Here is a 14,980-nt window from a genome sequence, read left to right on the forward strand (position 1 = left end):
CCTGGGTTTTTCGCCCCCGGCCCGGGGGGGGGGCCCGGGCGGGGGCCCGGGCCCCCGCCGCCGTCACCCGCCGGTCCGCCGCCGCGCCGGTGCTCCGGCCCGCCGCCGCAGGGCCACGCCCGCGCCCGCGAGCGCGGTGGCGCCCAGGGCCGCGGCCGCCGTCACGGCGGGCAGCGCCGTGCCGCCGACCGGCTGCGGGGCGGCGGGCTCGTAGCCACCGCCCCGGCCCGCCCGGTCGTACGCCGAGCCGGGCAGCTTGTCGCCGTAGCGCTGCCGGACCAGCCCCTGGTAGGCGGCCAGGCTCACCCCGGACTCGCCGACCGAGCGGCGCGCCTCGTCGTCCAGCGGCAGCACCCGGCCGTCCCGCAGCACGTACCAGGCGTTGATCTGCGGCTCGCGGAACGCCGTCCCGCCACCGCCGTCGGCCGCCCGCGCCGCGTAGTCGCCCTCGTCACCGCCGGTGGCGATGTTGACCACCCGCCAGCCGCCGTCCTGCTTCACCGTCCAGACCGAGGCGACCTGGCCGTCGGCCGCCACCACCCGGCTGGCGGCGAACTCGGCGCGGGCCACCGGTGCGCCCGGCGTGCCGGAGACGAAGGCGGCGTCCAGCGTGTACACCGGCACGGTGTCCCCGGCCAGCCGGGGCGCGGCGGCGGCGGCCGCCGCCTCCCCGGCCGCGCCGGGAGCGAGCCGCCCGGCGGGCGGGGCGTCCTTGCGGGCGAAGAAGCGGCCCACCTGGTCGAGCACCGCCGGGCTCTGCACCGCGGTGCGGGCCCGGGCCAGCTCCGCGGCCGGCACCGGCTCGGGCACCCCGGTGACACCGGCCGGACCGGAGGAACCGGCCGGACCGGCCGGACCGGAGGCGGACGCGGCCGGCGCGAGCGCCAGCCCCAGGCCGGCGGCGAGCAGGACGGCCGCCGCGCCGCGGCGGACCGCGGCCTTGTGCATGCTGCTCATGTCGCCCCTCACGCGCCGATCCGGTACAGGGAGTGGGTCCAGGAGAACGTGCCGTTGGACACGTAGTAGTTGTAGTCCGCCCAGTTGTAGCGGTAGTTGGACGGCCACGGGTCGCCCCAGTAGACCCAGTTGCTGGTGGTGTCGTAGCCGTACAGGACGTGCATGTGGCCGCCGCCGGAGCTCCACTGGATCCGGGTCTCCACCGGCCGGTCGGCGTTCACCTCGCTCTGCACCGTGCTGTAGCGCAGGTACCCGCTGACGTACGAACCCGGGTTGATGCCGATCCAGCTCAGGGCGTTCTGGACGTCGCCCAGCGTGGCCTGGTTGTTGGGGCAGCCGGAGTTGGTGGAGCGGCCGAACGCCGCGTTGCAGAACTGGTTCTGGCTGTAGTTGTAGCCGTACCAGGTGGCGATGGTGTTGCCGCTCGCCGCCCAGCACCAGTTGCTCTGCTGTTGCTGCTGCATGGTGAGGTTGAGCTTCTTGGACGTGCCGGCCAGGTCGGCCGTGGTGCCCGCGGCGGCCGCGGGCCGCACCCGCTGCTGGGGGCCGGGGGCCGTGGGGGCGGCCTGGGCCGGGGTGACGGCCGCGACGCTGAGCGCCGGGCCGAGGACGCCGAGCGCGAGCACCGAGACGGCGCGGCGCAGGCGTATCCGAGTGACAGACATGGGGGATTGGCCTCCTTGCGGCAGGCAGAGGAGTCGAGAGGTGTGGGGGTGCGGTCCGGATCGCGCCACCGAGCATCGCGCCGTTGACATGGCCGGTCAACGGCCCCCGACGGCCCGTCCATCGGGTGTGAACGGGCCCGCCGCGCTGTGAACGGCGCCCCCGGAACCCCCGCCAGGAACGCCGGAACCGGTGACAAACCCCCCTCCACATGTGAATATTCACGACCGGCCGGGCCCTCCGCCCGGACCCTCGCCGGGCCGCCCCCGTCCCGCCACCCGAGGAGACCGCATGCAGCGGACCGACCAGCCCGACCTCGTCACCGCGCTGCGCACCGGCCCGTTCGACCTCGCCCTGCGCACCGCGATCGCCGCCCGCGGCCTCGCCCTGCACCGCATCCGCGACCACCTCGCGCTGCGCGGCGTGCACATCGGGGTCACCAGCCTCAGCTACTGGCAGCAGGGCCACCGCCGCCCCGAGCGCCCCGAATCACTGCGCGCGGTCCGGGAGTTGGAACGCGTCCTGGACCTCCCCGCGCACTCCCTCACCCGGCTGCTCGGCCCCCGCCGGGCCGCCCCCGCCACCCCGGACGGCCCGCCGGTCCGCCCCTACCGCGACCTCATCACCCCGGCCACCGCCGTCGACGACCTGCTCGCCGAGCTGGCCGGACCGCGCGACAGCGGCCTGCACACCATCACCCACATCGAGCGGATCCGGATCGGCGCCGACCGCCGGCTGAGCCGCCGCGACTCCCAGCACGCCCTGCGCGCCCACCGCGACGGCATCGACCGCTACCTCGCCATCCACCAGGGCGACCCCGGCAGCGACATCACCCTGGTCGGCGTGCGCGCCGAGGAGAACTGCCGGCCCGGCCGCATCCGCCGCGACCAGGCCCACGACCTGCTGATCGCCGAACTGCTGCTGGACCGCCGGCTGCGCGCGGGCGACACCCATCTGCTCGGCTACGGCTTCGACGACGCCCCGGCGCCCGAGCCGAGCTGCGAGTACGTCCGCGGCTTCCACACGGGCGCCGGGCAGTACGTCCTGCAGATCACCTTCCACCCGGCCGCGCTGCCGGTCCGCTGCCACCGCTTCGCCCGCCGCTCACCGGACGAGAAGCCGTACGAGAGCGAGGAGTTGACCCTCGACGGCCACCACTGCGTCCATCTGGTCGCGACCGCCGTCGGGCCCTGTCTGCTGGGCATCGGCTGGGACTGGGAGTGAGGCCCCCCCGGTCCGCCGGGCCTCACGGGCGCGCCGGATCACGGATCCAGCCGTCCCGCCGGAGCAGCCGGCCGGCCACGCCCACGGCCGAGTCGAGCAGCACGGCGACCTCCGTGAGCAGCCGCTCCCGGCCGTCGGGCGGCGCGGGCGGCGGGGTCACCCGCCGGTCGCCGAAGCGGCGGACCAGCAGGCCGCCGGCCGGCAGGGCCGGCGCGAACAGCGCGAGGTTCCCGGCCGGCACCCCTGCCGCCGCCGCCGGCGGGCTCAGCCGCCGTCACTCCCCGAAGGCCAGCTCCAGGCAGTCCTCCACCGGCCGGTAACCGATCTGCTGGTAGATCGAGTTGCTGGTCGGATTGGAGAGGTCCGTGTACAGCAGCACCTCCGCCGCCCCGTCGGCCAGGGCCGCGGCCGAGGCGGCCGCCGTGACGGCGCTGGCGTAGCCGCGACCGCGGGCGTCGGCCGGGGTGTAGACCGGGCCGACGCGGGACATCCCGGCGACGACCGCGCTGGCCCCGGCCACCGCGACCGGCCGCCCGGTGTCCTCCCACAGGTGCAGCCGGCCGTCGGCGGTCCGGTCGTCCACCGCCCTCGCGACGTCGGGGACGAGGACGTCCGCCTCGGCCGCGAACTCCTCGAACCAGCGGATCAGCAGCTCGCGGTCGGCCGCCCCGGCGAGCCGGGAGCGACCGGCCGGCGGGCGTGGCGGGCTGGTCAACTCACCGAGGCGGTAGAGGCGTTCACTGGTCCGGACGGTCCCGGTGACCCCGGTGGCCCCGGCCCAGGCCGCGCCGAACGCCCGCACCGCCGCCACCCCGCCGCCGACCCCGGTGATCGGCGCGGACCCGGCCCGGGCACCGACAGCGGCACCGGCTCCACCACCGGCACCGCCACCGGCACCCGCGAGTTCGACGGCCAGTTCGGCCGCCGCGCGCTCGGGCATCAGCCCCAGCCTCGGCACGAACGGCGGGGTCCACAGGAACACCCCTTCGACCTCCCCGCCCGGCTCCGGGCGCCACCAGCCGAACACCGGCACGCCGTCGCCGAAGGAGCGGGGGCCGCGTGCCGCCAGCCGGTCCGTGACCGTGAGCAGCATGGTGTTCTCGGCCGGGTGCGCGGCGAGGAAGCCGCCGGCCCGGGTGCGGAAGTCGTCAAGGGCGGTGCTGAGGATCCAGGGCATGACCCATCCTCCCCCGGCCGCCCCGGCGCCGGCCACCGCATTATCCGGGCGTGGACACCCCCAGCCGCTCGGCGAGCTCCGCCGGGTCGGTGGTCGGCGCGTCGCAGGTGAAGTGCCGGCAGACGTACGCGGCGGGCGCGCCGTCGACCAGCGGCCGGCCGGCGAGCAGCGGCACCTCGTCGCTGCCCGCGCCCGGCTCGCCGAACGCGACCACGGCGCCGGGCGCGGTGCCCAGCAGCGCGGTCCGGTGCAGCGCGACCGTCCCGGGGTCGCCGGCCGGGCCGATCACCGCGACCTCGCGCGGGCCGTCGGCCAGTGCCTCGGCGGCGGCCAGGCCCCAGCCGACGAACCGCGGCGCGCGCGGGGCGAGCGCCCCGACGATGCCGAGCGCCCGCTCGGCGGCGGTCCGGTGGCGGTCCGAGCCGGTGTACGCGGCGTAGGTGAGCAGCGCGGACGCGGCGGCGGTCCAGCCGGACGGGGTCGCGTTGTCGGTCGGGTCCTGCGGGCGCCGGATCAGTTCCTCGGCATCGTCGGCGGTGTCGTACAGCGCGCCGGTGCGCTCGTCGGCGAAGTGCTTGAGCACGGTGTCGAGCAGCCCGCCGGCCAGCTGGAGCCACTCGGCCTCGCCGGTGACGGCGTACAGCGCGAGGAAGCCCTCGGCGGTGTCGGCGTAGTCCTCCAGCACACCCGCGTTGGCACCGGGCCGGCCGTCCCGCGAGGTGCGCAGCAGCCGGCCGTCGGGGGTGAGGTGGACGGCGAGCAGCAGGTCGGCGGCGCTCTCGGCGGCCCGCACCAGGTCGGGGCGCTCCAGCAGGGCGCCGGTCTCGGCGAGGGCGGCGATGGCGAGGCCGTTCCAGGCGGCGACCACCTTGTCGTCCCGGGCGGGCGCCGGGCGGGCCGCGCGGGCCGCCAGCATCCGCTGCCGGATCGCCTCGAACTCGGCGGTGTCCTCGGGGTCGGCGAGGAGCTGGAGGACGGAGGTGCCGTGCTCGAAGGTGCCCTCGGCGGTGACGGAGAACAGCCGGGCGGCGGTGGCCGCGTCGGCGGGGCCGAGCAGGTCGACCAACTGGCCGGGCTCCCACACGTAGTAGGCGCCCTCGGCGGTGGCGCCGGTCTCCTCGTCGAGGCTGTCGGCGTCCAGCGCGGAGGCGAACGCGCCTTCGGGGGTGCGCAGTTCGCGCAGCAGGAAGTCGGCGGTGGAGAGCGCGACCCGGCGGGCCAGCGGGGAGCCGGTGGCCCGCCACAGGTGCAGGTAGGCGCGCAGCAGCAGCGCGTTGTCGTAGAGCATCTTCTCGAAGTGCGGCACCACCCAGCCGGCGTCCACCGCGTACCGGGCGAAGCCGCCGCCGAGCTGGTCGTGGATGCCGCCGCGGGCCATCGCCTCACCGGTGCGGACGGCCATCTCCAGCGCGGCCTGCGAACCGGTCCGGGCGTGGTGGCGCAGCAGGTACTCGACCGCCATGGCCGGCGGGAACTTGGGCGCCCCGCCGAAGCCGCCGTGCCGCGGGTCGAAGTCCCGGCTGAGCGCGACCAGCGCCTCGTGCAGCTCGGCCTCCCCGGGCGGCTGGTGCACCCCGCTGCCGGCCGCGTAGACGGAGGCCCGCTCGGCCAGGTCGCCCCGGATCCGGGCGGCGACCTCGCCGACCTCCTCGCGCCGGTCCCGCCAGGCGGCGTGGACGCCCTCCAGCACCTGCCGGAACGACGGCATCCCGTGCCGGGGCTCGGGCGGGAAGTAGGTGCCGAAGTAGAACGGCTCCTTGCCGGGCGTCAGGAAGACCGTCATCGGCCACCCACCCTGCCCGGTCGCCGCCTGCACGGCCTCCATGTACACCGCGTCGACGTCCGGCCGCTCCTCCCGGTCCACCTTGACCGCGACGAACCGCTCGTTGAGGTACTCCGCCGTCCCCTCGTCCTCGAAGGACTCGTGCGCCATCACATGGCACCAGTGGCACGCCGCGTAGCCGACGCTCAGCAGGACGGGCACCCCGCGCCGTGCTGCCTCGTCGAACGCCGCGGGGCCCCACGGCCACCAGTCGACCGGGTTCTCGGCGTGCTGCTGGAGGTAGGGGGACGTCGCGTCGGCGAGGCGGTTCGGCATGTTCCCCATCCTTGCGCATCCGCGCGGCGGAGGGGGCGTGGCCTCACTCCTTCGGGGCCTCCGGCTCCTCGGTGAAGTTCACGCGCTTGAACTGCTTGTTCATCGACTTGGCCAGGAACCAGGTGGCCACGCCGAGGGCGGCGAAGACGACGAAGCCCAGCAGGCCGGGGGTGACCTTGGCGTCGTCGACGGCGAGCTCGACGGCGAGGTGGGTGAGGTTCACGGGGGCACTCATATCTCTATGGTGGCCCGGCTCACGGGGAGCCGGGCCGTCGGGGGGTGCTTCAGTCCCGCGTGTCGGCCGACTCGGCCGTCAGGCTGGGGGTGCGCAGGCCGGCGAACAGGTCGTCCTCCGGCAGGTCCACGTCGACCAGGGTACGGGCGAGCTCGTAGTCCTCGGTGGGCCACACCTCGCGCTGGACCTCCAGCGGGACGCGGAACCACGGGCCGTCCGGGTCGATCTGGGTGGCGTGCGCGATCAGCGCGCGGTCCCGGGTCTCGAACCAGTCGTCGCAGCGGACCCGGGTGGTGATCTCGCGCTCCTGGCGGCCGCTCTTCTCCCAGCCGGCGATCCACTCGCCGTAGGGGGACTCGTGGCCGTTCTCGGAGAGGTACGCGTGCAGGGCCCGGATGCGGCCCATCGGGAAGCCGTGGTTGTAGTACAGCTTCAGCGGCTGCCAGGGGTCGCCGGCGCCGGGGTACGCGTCGGGGTCGCCGGCGGCGTCGAAGGCCAGCATGGTGATCTTGTGGGTCATGATGTGGTCGGGGTGCGGGTAGCCGCCGTTCTCGTCGTAGGTCGTGATGACCTGCGGCTTGAACTCCCGGATCAGGCGGACCAGCGGCTCGGCCGCCTCCTTGACGTCCTGCAGGGCGAAGCAGCCCTCGGGCAGCGGGGGCAGCGGGTCGCCCTCCGGCAGGCCCGAGTCCACGAAGCCCAGCCAGGCCTGCCTGATCCCGAGGATCGCGCGGGCCTCGTCCATCTCCTTGCGCCGGACCTCGTGGATGTTCTCCTCGATCTCCGGCCGGCCCTGCAGCTTCGGGTTGAGGACCGAACCGCGTTCCCCCCCGGTGCAGGTGGCCACCAGCACGTCCACCCCCTGGTCGACGTACATGGCCATGGTCGCCGCGCCCTTGCTGGACTCGTCGTCCGGGTGGGCGTGCACCGCCATCAGTCGCAACTGCTCACTCAACGCGTGCGTTCCTTCCACAAATGTCCGGGCGTACCGCGCTAGCCGGTCTGCCCACCGTCCGAGCCGCTCTCGGGGCCGCGTCGCCGCGGGACCGGCCGCCGCGCCGGGGCGTCGACACGGCCGGGCCCGCCCCCGCCGGACCGGCCGCGGGCGTGCCCCTCCTATAGTGACGGACTGGAGGAGCACCGCATTCCCCCGCACCACCCGCGTGGCCCCCTCCCCACGAGAGGACTGAGCCCCATGAGCGCTGGCACCCGGAGCCCGCAACTGCCCGAGGACCGCTACGGGCGGCGCGGCGACCGCGAGAGCGACCGTCGGCTCAAGGTGGTCGGCGCGGTCTGCGGGGTGCTGATGCTGGGCCTGATCGCCTGGCTGGGCGGCTCCTACCTGATCCGCGAGACGAAGATCAACGGCGCGGTGCCGACCTTCCAGGCGCTCTCGGACACCGAGCTCCAGCTGCACCTGGCGGTGCGCAAGAGCGACGGCACGGCCGGCAGCTGCACCGTCCGCTCGCAGGGCGAGGACGGCGCGGTGGTCGGCGTGGCCGACTTCGCGGTCCCGGCGGAGGGCTCCGAGTACGACGCCGTGGTGAGCCTGCGGACCACCGCCCGCGGCACCACCGCCGAGCTGCTGGGCTGTACGCCCGAGTAACGGCACCGCAGGCATATCCGCCCGGCGGAACGGGCATCCGTAGAGGAGCTCCGTCCGCCGATCCTGTACACCTCGACGCAACGCTGTCGTCAATGGCAGGCCAACGACCCTCCCCTTTGTCGGCGGGAGTTGTTAGGCTCGTGGTTTCGCCCCTTCCGCACCAGCTGGTACGGGAGCGGGCGTTGCTTTGTAGTTAAGACCGATATCAGCACCACTCAACACGCTGACGACTCACACCCTCAGCACAGCCCCAGCACCTACGAGGAGCACCCGTGACCCAGACCAGCGAGAACGTGACCTGGCTCACTCAGTCCGGCTACGACCAGCTCAAGGCCGAGCTGGACCACCTGACCGGCCCCTGGCGGATCGAGATCGCGCAGAAGATCGAGGCCGCGCGTGAGGAGGGTGACCTCAAGGAGAACGCCGGTTACCACGCCGCCAAGGAGGAGCAGGGCAAGTACGAGCTGCGGATCCGCCAGCTCACCCAGATCCTGGAGCGCGCCAAGGTCGGCGAGGCCCCGGCGGACTCGGGAGTGGTCGCTCCGGGCATGGTCGTCACGGTCGCCTTCGACGGCGACGAGGACGACACCATGAAGTTCCTGCTGGGCTCGCGCGAGGTCGGCGACGACGACCTGGACATCTACTCGCCGCAGTCCCCGCTCGGCCGCGCCATCGACGGCCGGACGATCGGCGACGAGGCGACCTACGAGCTGCCGAACGGCAAGCAGTCCATGGTCAAGATCATCGAGGTCAAGCCCTACGCCGGCTGACCGCACCCCGCACGCGCGAAGGGCGGCCGTGGCACAGCGCCGCGGCCGCCCTTCGGCGTGCTCCGGGAGGCCCGCTCAGCCGGCGGAGTGCCGGTACTTGCGCACCGCCAGCCAGGAGAACACCGCGGTGATCACCACCGACCAGAGCACCGACACCAGCTCGGCGTGCTGCATCGGCCACACGTCGTCCACCGGGCCCACCTGGTTGCCGAACAGGTTGCGGCAGGCCTGCACGGTGGCGCTGAACGGGTTCCAGTAGGCGACCGCCTGCAGCCAGCCCGGCATCGAGCTGACCGGCACGAAGGCGTTGGAGATGAAGGTCAGCGGGAAGAGCCAGATCAGCCCGGCCGAGGTGGCCGCCTCCGGGCTGCGCACCGAGAGGCCGATCAGCGCGCCGATCCAGGAGAAGGCGTAGCCCAGCAGGAGCAGCAGTCCGAACGCGCCGAGCGCGGACAGCACCCCCTCGTGGATCCGCCAGCCGACCAGCACCGCCACCACGGCCAGCACCACCAGGGTGAACGCGGTCTGGCAGAGGTCCGCCAGGGTGCGGCCGACCAGCACCGCCGAGCGGGCCATCGGCAGCGAGCGGAACCGGTCGACCAGGCCCTTGGACATGTCCTCGGCGATGCCCGCCGAGGCGCCGGCCACCGCGAAGGTGACGGTCTGGGCGAAGATGCCCGCCATCAGGAACTGGATGTACGCCGAGGAGCTGGACTCCGAGCCGGGGATCCTGATCGCGCCGCCCATGACGTACGAGAACAGCAGGACGAACATGACCGGCTGCATCAGGCCGAACACCACGATCTCGGGGATCCGGGTCATCCGGCGCAGATTGCGCCGGGCGACCACCCAGGAGTCGTGCAGGACGGCGTCCACGCCCCGGCGCTGCTTGGGGACCGCCCCGCCGATGGCGTGCTCGGTGGCCGTGGCCATCTCAGCGCTCCTTCCCGGCCGGAACGGCCTGCTTGCCGGTGCCGGTGCCGCCGCCCGAGCCGCCGCCCCGCCCGCGCCCCTTGCCCCCGGCGGCGCCGTTCTCCTCGCCCTCGGCCTCGGTGTGGTGGCCGGTGAGCGAGAGGAAGACGTCGTCCAGGGTCGGCCGGCGCAGGCCGATGTCGTCGATCCCGATCGAGCGGGAGTCCAGCTCGCGGATCACGTCGGCGAGCATCCGGGAGCCGCCGCTGACCGGCACGGTGATCCGCCGGGTGTTCTTCTCCACCGCCGGTTCGCCGAGCGCGTAGGCGGAGAGCGCCGCGACCGCGTCGGCGACCAGCTCGGGCCGCTGCACCACGACCTCGATCCGCTCGCCGCCGATCTGTGCCTTGAGCCGGTCGGCGGTGCCGCGCGCGATCACCCTGCCGTGGTCGACCACGGCGATGTCGTGGGCGAGGCGGTCGGCCTCCTCCAGGTACTGGGTGGTGAGCAGCAGCGTGGTGCCCTGTTCGACCAGTGTCTCGATGACCTCCCACAGGGCGAGCCGGTTGCGCGGGTCGAGGCCGGTGGTGGGCTCGTCCAGGAACATCACCGGCGGGCGGACGACCAGGGCGGCGGCGAGGTCGAGGCGTCGGCGCATGCCGCCGGAGTACGTCTTGGCGGTGCGGTCCTTGGCCTCGGTGAGGTTGAACCACTCCAGCAGTTCGAGGGCCCGGGCCTTCGCCTCGCGGGCGGGCATCTGGTACAGCTCGCCCACCATCCGGAGGTTCTCGAAGCCGGTGAGGTACTCGTCGACCGCGGCGTACTGGCCGGAGAGGCCGATCAGGCTGCGGACCCGGTTCGGGTGCTTGAGGACGTCGACGCCGGCCACCGTCGCACGGCCGGAGTCGGGGCGGAGCAGGGTGGTGAGGATGCGCACGGTGGTGGTCTTGCCGGCGCCGTTCGGGCCGAGCAGCCCGAGCACCGCGCCCTCGGGGACGTCGAGGCTGACGCCGTCCAGGGCTCGTACGTCGCCGAAGGTCTTGACCAGGTTCTCGGCTTGGATGGCTGGCGCCATGGGCCTGCCTCATTTCCTCGGAGGAACGGGCGGAACTGTGTGGTCTGTCCCACTTTGCCCCTAACACCGGCGGGCGAGCGACTCGTTCCCGCCGCCCGCGGCGGAAGAACGCGATGTATCGCGAGTTCGGCGTGCGCAACACCTCGTGTCCGGGAGCGTCGACGGCCGGGCGCGCCCCGCGCACTCCGCCCCGCGCACTCCGGCCCCGTGCACTCCCCTCCGCGCCGCCCTACCGGGAGACCACGTAGCCCGCGCCCCGCAGTTCGCCGAGCACCGCCGCGCAGTGCTCCGGCCCCTTGGTCTCCAGGTGCAGGTCCACCTCCACCTCGGTCAGCCCCAGCTGCGGATCGACCCGCACGTGCGCGACGTCCAGCACGTTGGCGTCCACCCTGGTCAGCACCCCGAGCAGGCCCGCCAGCGCACCGGGCCGGTCGGCCAGCCGCACCCGCAGCGAGAGGTACCGCCCGGCCGCCGCCAGACCGTGCCGCAGCACCCGCTGCATCAGCTGCGGGTCGATGTTGCCGCCGGACAGCACCGCCACCACCGGCCCCTCGAAGGAGTCCGGCCGCTCCAGCAGCGCCGCGACCGGCGCCGCCCCGGCCGGCTCCACCACCAGCTTCAGCCGCTCCAGGCCGAGCAGCAGCGCCCGGGACAGCGAGTCCTCGGAGACCGTCCGGACACCGTCCGCCAGGGTGTTCACGATCTCGAACGGGACGTCCCCCGGCCGGCCGACCATGATGCCGTCCGCCATGGTGGCGAACCGTTCCAGCGAGACCGGGTGCCCGGCCGCCAGCGAGGGCGGGTACGCGGCCGCGGCCGCCGCCTGTACCCCGATCACCCGCACGTCCGGCCGCAGCGGCTTGACCGCCGCCGCGATCCCGGCCAGCAGCCCGCCGCCGCCCACCCCGACCAGGATGGTCCGCACCTCGGGGCACTGCTCCAGGACCTCCAGCCCGACGGTGGCCTGCCCGATCACCACGTCCCGGTGGTCGAACGGGTGGATGAAGACCGCGCCGCCCGCCTCCGCGTAGCGCTGCGCCGCCTGCAGCGCCTCGTCCACGGTCGCCCCGTGCAGCCGCACCTCGGCGCCGTACTCCCGGGTCGCCGCGATCTTCGGCAGCGGCGCGGAGACCGGCATGAAGACGGTCGAGCGCACCCCGAGCAGCGAGGCGGCCAGCGCCACCCCCTGGGCGTGGTTCCCGGCGCTCGCCGCGACGACCCCGCCCGCGCGCTGCACCGGCGACAGGCCCGCGATCCGCACGTACGCGCCACGCAGCTTGAAGGAGCCGGTGCGCTGGAGGTTCTCGCACTTCAGGTGGACCGGCGCGCCGACCAGCGCGGAGAGGTGGCGGCTGCCCTCCATCGGCGTCACCCGGGCGACCCCGGCGAGCATCTTCTGGGCGCCGCGGACATCGTCGAGGGTGATCGGCCAGCTGTGCATGACAGCAGCCTAGGTGGTGATGACACGTGGCCCGGGGACGTCGGCCCTGTTCCCGGGCCCGCCCGGCCCGCGTACTCTGCTGCTCCTGAGCCTTCCTCACCGCACGACGATCGTGAGCCGCGATGACGACGACCTCGCCCCAGGCCCCCGACCTCACCGACCCCGTGCACACCCAACTCCAGTACCAGCTGGCGCTGTTCGCCCGCCGTATGGAACAGGTCCGCGGATCCGACGGGGTGGCCGCCCTGGTCCGGGCGGCCTATCTGCTGCTCGAACGGCTGGAGCGTCTCGGCCCCGCCAACGTCAAGGCCCTGGCGGACGCCCTGGGCGTGGACTCCTCCACCGTCACCCGGCAGGTCGCCCCGCTGGTCGCGGCGGGCCTGGTCGGCCGGGTGCAGGACCCGGCCGACCGGCGCGCCGTCCGGCTCGCGCTGACTCCGCTGGGCGCCGGACGGCTGGCCGAAGTCCGGGCCGGGAGAACCGAGTTGACCCGCCGGCTGGTCGCCGGCTGGCCACCCGAGGAGCAGCGGGCGTTCTGCGCCCTGCTGGCCCGCTTCAACCACTCCATGGAGGAGTACACGGCGGGCCGGCAGGGCGCCGGCGGACAGGGCGTCAGCCCAGCGCCTGCTTGAGGTCGGCCAGCAGGTCGTCGATCGACTCGATGCCGACGGAGACGCGCACCAGGTCGGCCGGCACCTCCAGCGCCGAACCGGCCACCGAGGCGTGGGTCATCCGGCCCGGGTGCTCGATCAGCGACTCCACGCCGCCCAGCGACTCACCGAGGGTGAAGAGCTGCGCCCGGTTGCAGACCTCGACCGCCGCCTCCTCGCCGCCGTTCACCCGGAACGACACCATGCCGCCGAAGGCCTTCATCTGCTTGGCAGCGATGTCGTGGCCGGGGTGCTCGGCCAGGCCCGGGTACAGCACCTGGCTGACCTTGGGGTGGCTCGCGAGCAGCTCGGCGACCCGCTCGGCGTTCGAGCTGTGCCGGTCCATCCGCACGCCGAGGGTCTTGATGCCGCGCAGCACCAGCCAGGCGTCGAACGGGCCGGAGACCGCGCCCATCGCGTTCTGGTGGTAGGCGACCTCCTCGCCGAGACCCGCCTCGGCGATCACCAGGGCGCCGCCGACCACGTCCGAGTGGCCGCCCATGTACTTGGTGGTCGAGTGCACGACCACGTCGGCGCCGAGCGCGATCGGCTGCTGCAGGTAGGGGCTGGCGAAGGTGTTGTCGACCACCAGCAGCGCGCCGGCGCCGTGCGCGATCTCGGCCAGCGCGGCCAGGTCGGTGATGCCCAGCAGCGGGTTGGACGGGGTCTCCACCCACACCGCGCGGGTGTTGGGGCGCAGCGCCTCGCGGACGGTGGCGAGGTCCTGGGTGTTGGCCACCGAGAACTCGACGCCCCAGCGGGTCAGCACCTTGGCGAAGAGCCGGAAGGTGCCGCCGTAGGCGTCGTTGGGGATCACGATGTGGTCGCCCGGCTTGAGGACGGTGCGCAGCAGGGTGTCCTCGGCGGCCAGGCCGGAGGCGAAGGCGAGGCCGCGGGCTCCGCCCTCCAGCGCGGCGAGGCATTCCTCCAGCGCGGTGCGGGTCGGGTTGGCGCTGCGGCTGTACTCGTAGCCGCCCCGCAGGCCGCCCACCCCGTCCTGCTTGTAGGTGGACACCTGGTAGATCGGCGTGACGACGGCCCCGGTCTGGGGGTCTGCTTCCTGACCCGCGTGGATGGCGAGGGTCTCGAAGCCTTGGGGAAGCTGGTGCTCGGTCATGCTCCGAGCGTAGTCGGCGAACCGCCGGCCGCCGCCCGGAAGACGCGCACGCGTCCGCCGGGAGGCCGCCGGTCGGCCGGAATCCCCGGCCGCCCGGCCGCGTTGAACTCTGCGCAACCCTCCCCGAACCGTTGGAGCAGGCCGTGCTGTTCAACCGCCACAAGACCTCGCTCGTCCCCGCCGACCAGGCGCTGCCCGGCCGTGAGGCCCCGGCGTTCACGCTCCGTGACCCGCACACCGTGCTCGGCCACCCGCTGACCGGCCCCTACCCCGACGGTCTGGAGGTCGCGGACTTCGGGCTGGGCTGCTTCTGGGGCGCCGAGCGGACGTTCTGGCGGCTGCCCGGCGTCTGGACGACGCTGGTCGGCTACCAGGGCGGGCACACCCCGAACCCGACGTACGAGGAGGTGTGCAGCGGCCTGACCGGGCACACCGAGGCGGTCCGGGTCGTCCACGACCCCGCCGTGATCTCCTACGAGCGGCTGCTGAAGACCTTCTGGGAGGCGCACGACCCGACCCAGGGCAACCGCCAGGGCAATGACGTGGGCACCCAGTACCGCTCCGCGGTCTACACCCACTCCCCGGCGCAGGCCGCCGCCGCGACCGCCACCCGGGACGCCTTCCAGCCGGCCCTGACCGCGCTCGGCCTCGGCCCGATCACCACCGAGATCGCCCCGGCGGGCCCGTTCTACCCCGCCGAGCCCTACCACCAGCAGTACCTCTCGGACGCCAAGAACCCGAACGGCTACTGCGGTCTCGGCGGCACCGGCGCCAGCTGCCCGATCGGGGTGGCCCGCACCGGCGCCTGACCCCGTCGGGCACTCCGGGTGAGCCGTCACCCACGGTCGGCGGTCACCCGGGGTGAGCCGTCACCGAGGGTTCCCGACGGGGGCCCTGCGGGCGCAGACTGGAAGGACCGGTTGGGCGGCCGCGTCACCGTCCCTGGTGACGCCGGCGCCCCAGTAGCGCGGAGCAACACTATGCGGGTGACAACCCCACGGAAATGAACAACCAAACCGACCAGGTACGCCCCGTGGATGCGGTCCATGGCGAGC

General features: G+C 74.1%; 16 protein-coding genes. 5 read left to right on the forward strand and 11 right to left on the reverse strand.

Translation table 11 applies throughout. From position 1 onward, the window contains the following. Positions 1-63: 63 nt before the first annotated feature. Positions 64-957 (reverse strand): hypothetical protein, encoded by an 894-nt coding sequence (locus ACFXAM_RS32270; protein WP_380296629.1) that lies wholly within the window; start codon positions 955-957, stop codon positions 64-66. An 8-nt stretch (positions 958-965) separates the two neighbouring features. After that, positions 966-1,622, reverse strand: a complete 657-nt coding sequence (locus ACFXAM_RS32275) for a papain-like cysteine protease family protein (RefSeq protein WP_380296631.1) — start codon at positions 1,620-1,622, stop codon at positions 966-968. Between the two features lie 289 nt (positions 1,623-1,911). On the opposite strand from ACFXAM_RS32275, the gene ACFXAM_RS32280 reads away from it, so the two are divergent. Beyond that, positions 1,912-2,844: a hypothetical protein gene (locus tag ACFXAM_RS32280; protein WP_380296632.1), complete on the forward strand. Its 933-nt coding sequence runs from the start codon at positions 1,912-1,914 to the stop codon at positions 2,842-2,844. A gap of 22 nt (positions 2,845-2,866) precedes the next feature. On the opposite strand, the gene ACFXAM_RS32285 is transcribed toward ACFXAM_RS32280, so the two are convergent. The 5 genes from ACFXAM_RS32285 to mca are packed head-to-tail and all read right to left on the reverse strand — an operon-like array spanning position 2,867 to position 7,309. Then, positions 2,867-3,085 carry a hypothetical protein gene (locus tag ACFXAM_RS32285; protein ID WP_380296633.1) on the reverse strand — a complete coding sequence of 73 codons (219 nt, stop codon included), beginning with the start codon at positions 3,083-3,085 and terminating at the stop codon, positions 2,867-2,869. Between the two features lie 33 nt (positions 3,086-3,118). Beyond that, positions 3,119-4,021 carry a GNAT family N-acetyltransferase gene (locus ACFXAM_RS32290; RefSeq protein WP_380296635.1) on the reverse strand — a complete coding sequence of 301 codons (903 nt, stop codon included), beginning with the start codon at positions 4,019-4,021 and terminating at the stop codon, positions 3,119-3,121. Positions 4,022-4,061: 40 nt separating this feature from the next. After that, positions 4,062-6,119, reverse strand: coding sequence for a thioredoxin domain-containing protein (locus ACFXAM_RS32295; RefSeq protein ID WP_380296637.1), 2,058 nt, complete (start codon positions 6,117-6,119; stop codon positions 4,062-4,064). Positions 6,120-6,162: 43 nt separating this feature from the next. Next, entirely contained in the window at positions 6,163-6,354 is a 192-nt protein-coding gene (locus ACFXAM_RS32300; RefSeq protein WP_380296639.1) for a hypothetical protein, read from the reverse strand. A 49-nt stretch (positions 6,355-6,403) separates the two neighbouring features. Then, positions 6,404-7,309, reverse strand: a complete 906-nt coding sequence (gene mca / locus ACFXAM_RS32305; protein ID WP_380296641.1) for a mycothiol conjugate amidase Mca — start codon at positions 7,307-7,309, stop codon at positions 6,404-6,406. A gap of 240 nt (positions 7,310-7,549) precedes the next feature. Here mca and ACFXAM_RS32310 point away from each other — a divergent pair, with 240 nt between their 5' ends. Together ACFXAM_RS32310 and greA are read left to right on the forward strand one after the other, a co-directional pair. Beyond that, positions 7,550-7,960, forward strand: coding sequence for a DUF4307 domain-containing protein (locus ACFXAM_RS32310; protein WP_380296643.1), 411 nt, complete (start codon positions 7,550-7,552; stop codon positions 7,958-7,960). A gap of 272 nt (positions 7,961-8,232) precedes the next feature. Then, the gene (gene greA / locus ACFXAM_RS32315) at positions 8,233-8,730 is read left to right on the forward strand and encodes a transcription elongation factor GreA (protein WP_380296645.1); all 498 of its coding nucleotides are present in this window, start codon (positions 8,233-8,235) and stop codon (positions 8,728-8,730) included. A 75-nt stretch (positions 8,731-8,805) separates the two neighbouring features. Here greA and ACFXAM_RS32320 read toward each other — a convergent pair whose 3' ends face one another. From ACFXAM_RS32320 to ilvA, 3 genes are all read right to left on the reverse strand, one after another. Beyond that, the gene (locus ACFXAM_RS32320; protein WP_380296647.1) at positions 8,806-9,663 is read right to left on the reverse strand and encodes an ABC transporter permease; all 858 of its coding nucleotides are present in this window, start codon (positions 9,661-9,663) and stop codon (positions 8,806-8,808) included. A 1-nt stretch (position 9,664) separates the two neighbouring features. Beyond that, entirely contained in the window at positions 9,665-10,717 is a 1,053-nt protein-coding gene (locus ACFXAM_RS32325) for an ATP-binding cassette domain-containing protein (RefSeq protein WP_380296649.1), read from the reverse strand. Positions 10,718-10,946: 229 nt separating this feature from the next. Continuing rightward, the gene (gene ilvA / locus ACFXAM_RS32330; RefSeq protein ID WP_380296651.1) at positions 10,947-12,158 is read right to left on the reverse strand and encodes a threonine ammonia-lyase; all 1,212 of its coding nucleotides are present in this window, start codon (positions 12,156-12,158) and stop codon (positions 10,947-10,949) included. Between the two features lie 122 nt (positions 12,159-12,280). Between ilvA and ACFXAM_RS32335 the strand changes: the two genes are divergently transcribed. Further along, positions 12,281-12,790, forward strand: coding sequence for a MarR family winged helix-turn-helix transcriptional regulator (locus ACFXAM_RS32335; RefSeq protein ID WP_380296653.1), 510 nt, complete (start codon positions 12,281-12,283; stop codon positions 12,788-12,790). Here the strand turns inward: ACFXAM_RS32335 and ACFXAM_RS32340 are convergent. Next, positions 12,771-13,925: a cystathionine gamma-synthase gene (locus tag ACFXAM_RS32340; RefSeq protein WP_380296655.1), complete on the reverse strand. Its 1,155-nt coding sequence runs from the start codon at positions 13,923-13,925 to the stop codon at positions 12,771-12,773. The genes ACFXAM_RS32335 and ACFXAM_RS32340 overlap by 20 nt on opposite strands. Positions 13,926-14,068: 143 nt before the next feature. Between ACFXAM_RS32340 and msrA the strand changes: the two genes are divergently transcribed. After that, positions 14,069-14,734, forward strand: coding sequence for a peptide-methionine (S)-S-oxide reductase MsrA (gene msrA, locus ACFXAM_RS32345; RefSeq protein WP_380296657.1), 666 nt, complete (start codon positions 14,069-14,071; stop codon positions 14,732-14,734). The last annotated feature ends 246 nt before the right edge of the window (positions 14,735-14,980 follow it).

The sequence above is a fragment of the Kitasatospora sp. NPDC059462 genome, assembly GCF_042749955.1.
Lineage (GTDB): Bacteria > Actinomycetota > Actinomycetes > Streptomycetales > Streptomycetaceae > Kitasatospora.

Bases quoted from the DNA above. Each gene is read 5' to 3' on its own strand.
- ACFXAM_RS32270 (WP_380296629.1), bottom strand. From the start codon at position 957: ATGAGCAGCATGCACAAGGCCGCGGTCCGCCGCGGCGCGGCGGCCGTC.
- ACFXAM_RS32275 (WP_380296631.1), bottom strand. From the start codon at position 1,622: ATGTCTGTCACTCGGATACGCCTGCGCCGCGCCGTCTCGGTGCTCGCG.
- ACFXAM_RS32280 (WP_380296632.1), top strand. From the start codon at position 1,912: ATGCAGCGGACCGACCAGCCCGACCTCGTCACCGCGCTGCGCACCGGC.
- ACFXAM_RS32290 (WP_380296635.1), bottom strand. From the start codon at position 4,021: ATGCCCTGGATCCTCAGCACCGCCCTTGACGACTTCCGCACCCGGGCC.
- ACFXAM_RS32295 (WP_380296637.1), bottom strand. From the start codon at position 6,119: ATGCCGAACCGCCTCGCCGACGCGACGTCCCCCTACCTCCAGCAGCAC.
- ACFXAM_RS32300 (WP_380296639.1), bottom strand. From the start codon at position 6,354: ATGAGTGCCCCCGTGAACCTCACCCACCTCGCCGTCGAGCTCGCCGTC.
- ACFXAM_RS32310 (WP_380296643.1), top strand. From the start codon at position 7,550: ATGAGCGCTGGCACCCGGAGCCCGCAACTGCCCGAGGACCGCTACGGG.
- ACFXAM_RS32320 (WP_380296647.1), bottom strand. From the start codon at position 9,663: ATGGCCACGGCCACCGAGCACGCCATCGGCGGGGCGGTCCCCAAGCAG.
- ACFXAM_RS32325 (WP_380296649.1), bottom strand. From the start codon at position 10,717: ATGGCGCCAGCCATCCAAGCCGAGAACCTGGTCAAGACCTTCGGCGAC.
- ilvA (WP_380296651.1), bottom strand. From the start codon at position 12,158: ATGCACAGCTGGCCGATCACCCTCGACGATGTCCGCGGCGCCCAGAAG.
- ACFXAM_RS32335 (WP_380296653.1), top strand. From the start codon at position 12,281: ATGACGACGACCTCGCCCCAGGCCCCCGACCTCACCGACCCCGTGCAC.
- ACFXAM_RS32340 (WP_380296655.1), bottom strand. From the start codon at position 13,925: ATGACCGAGCACCAGCTTCCCCAAGGCTTCGAGACCCTCGCCATCCAC.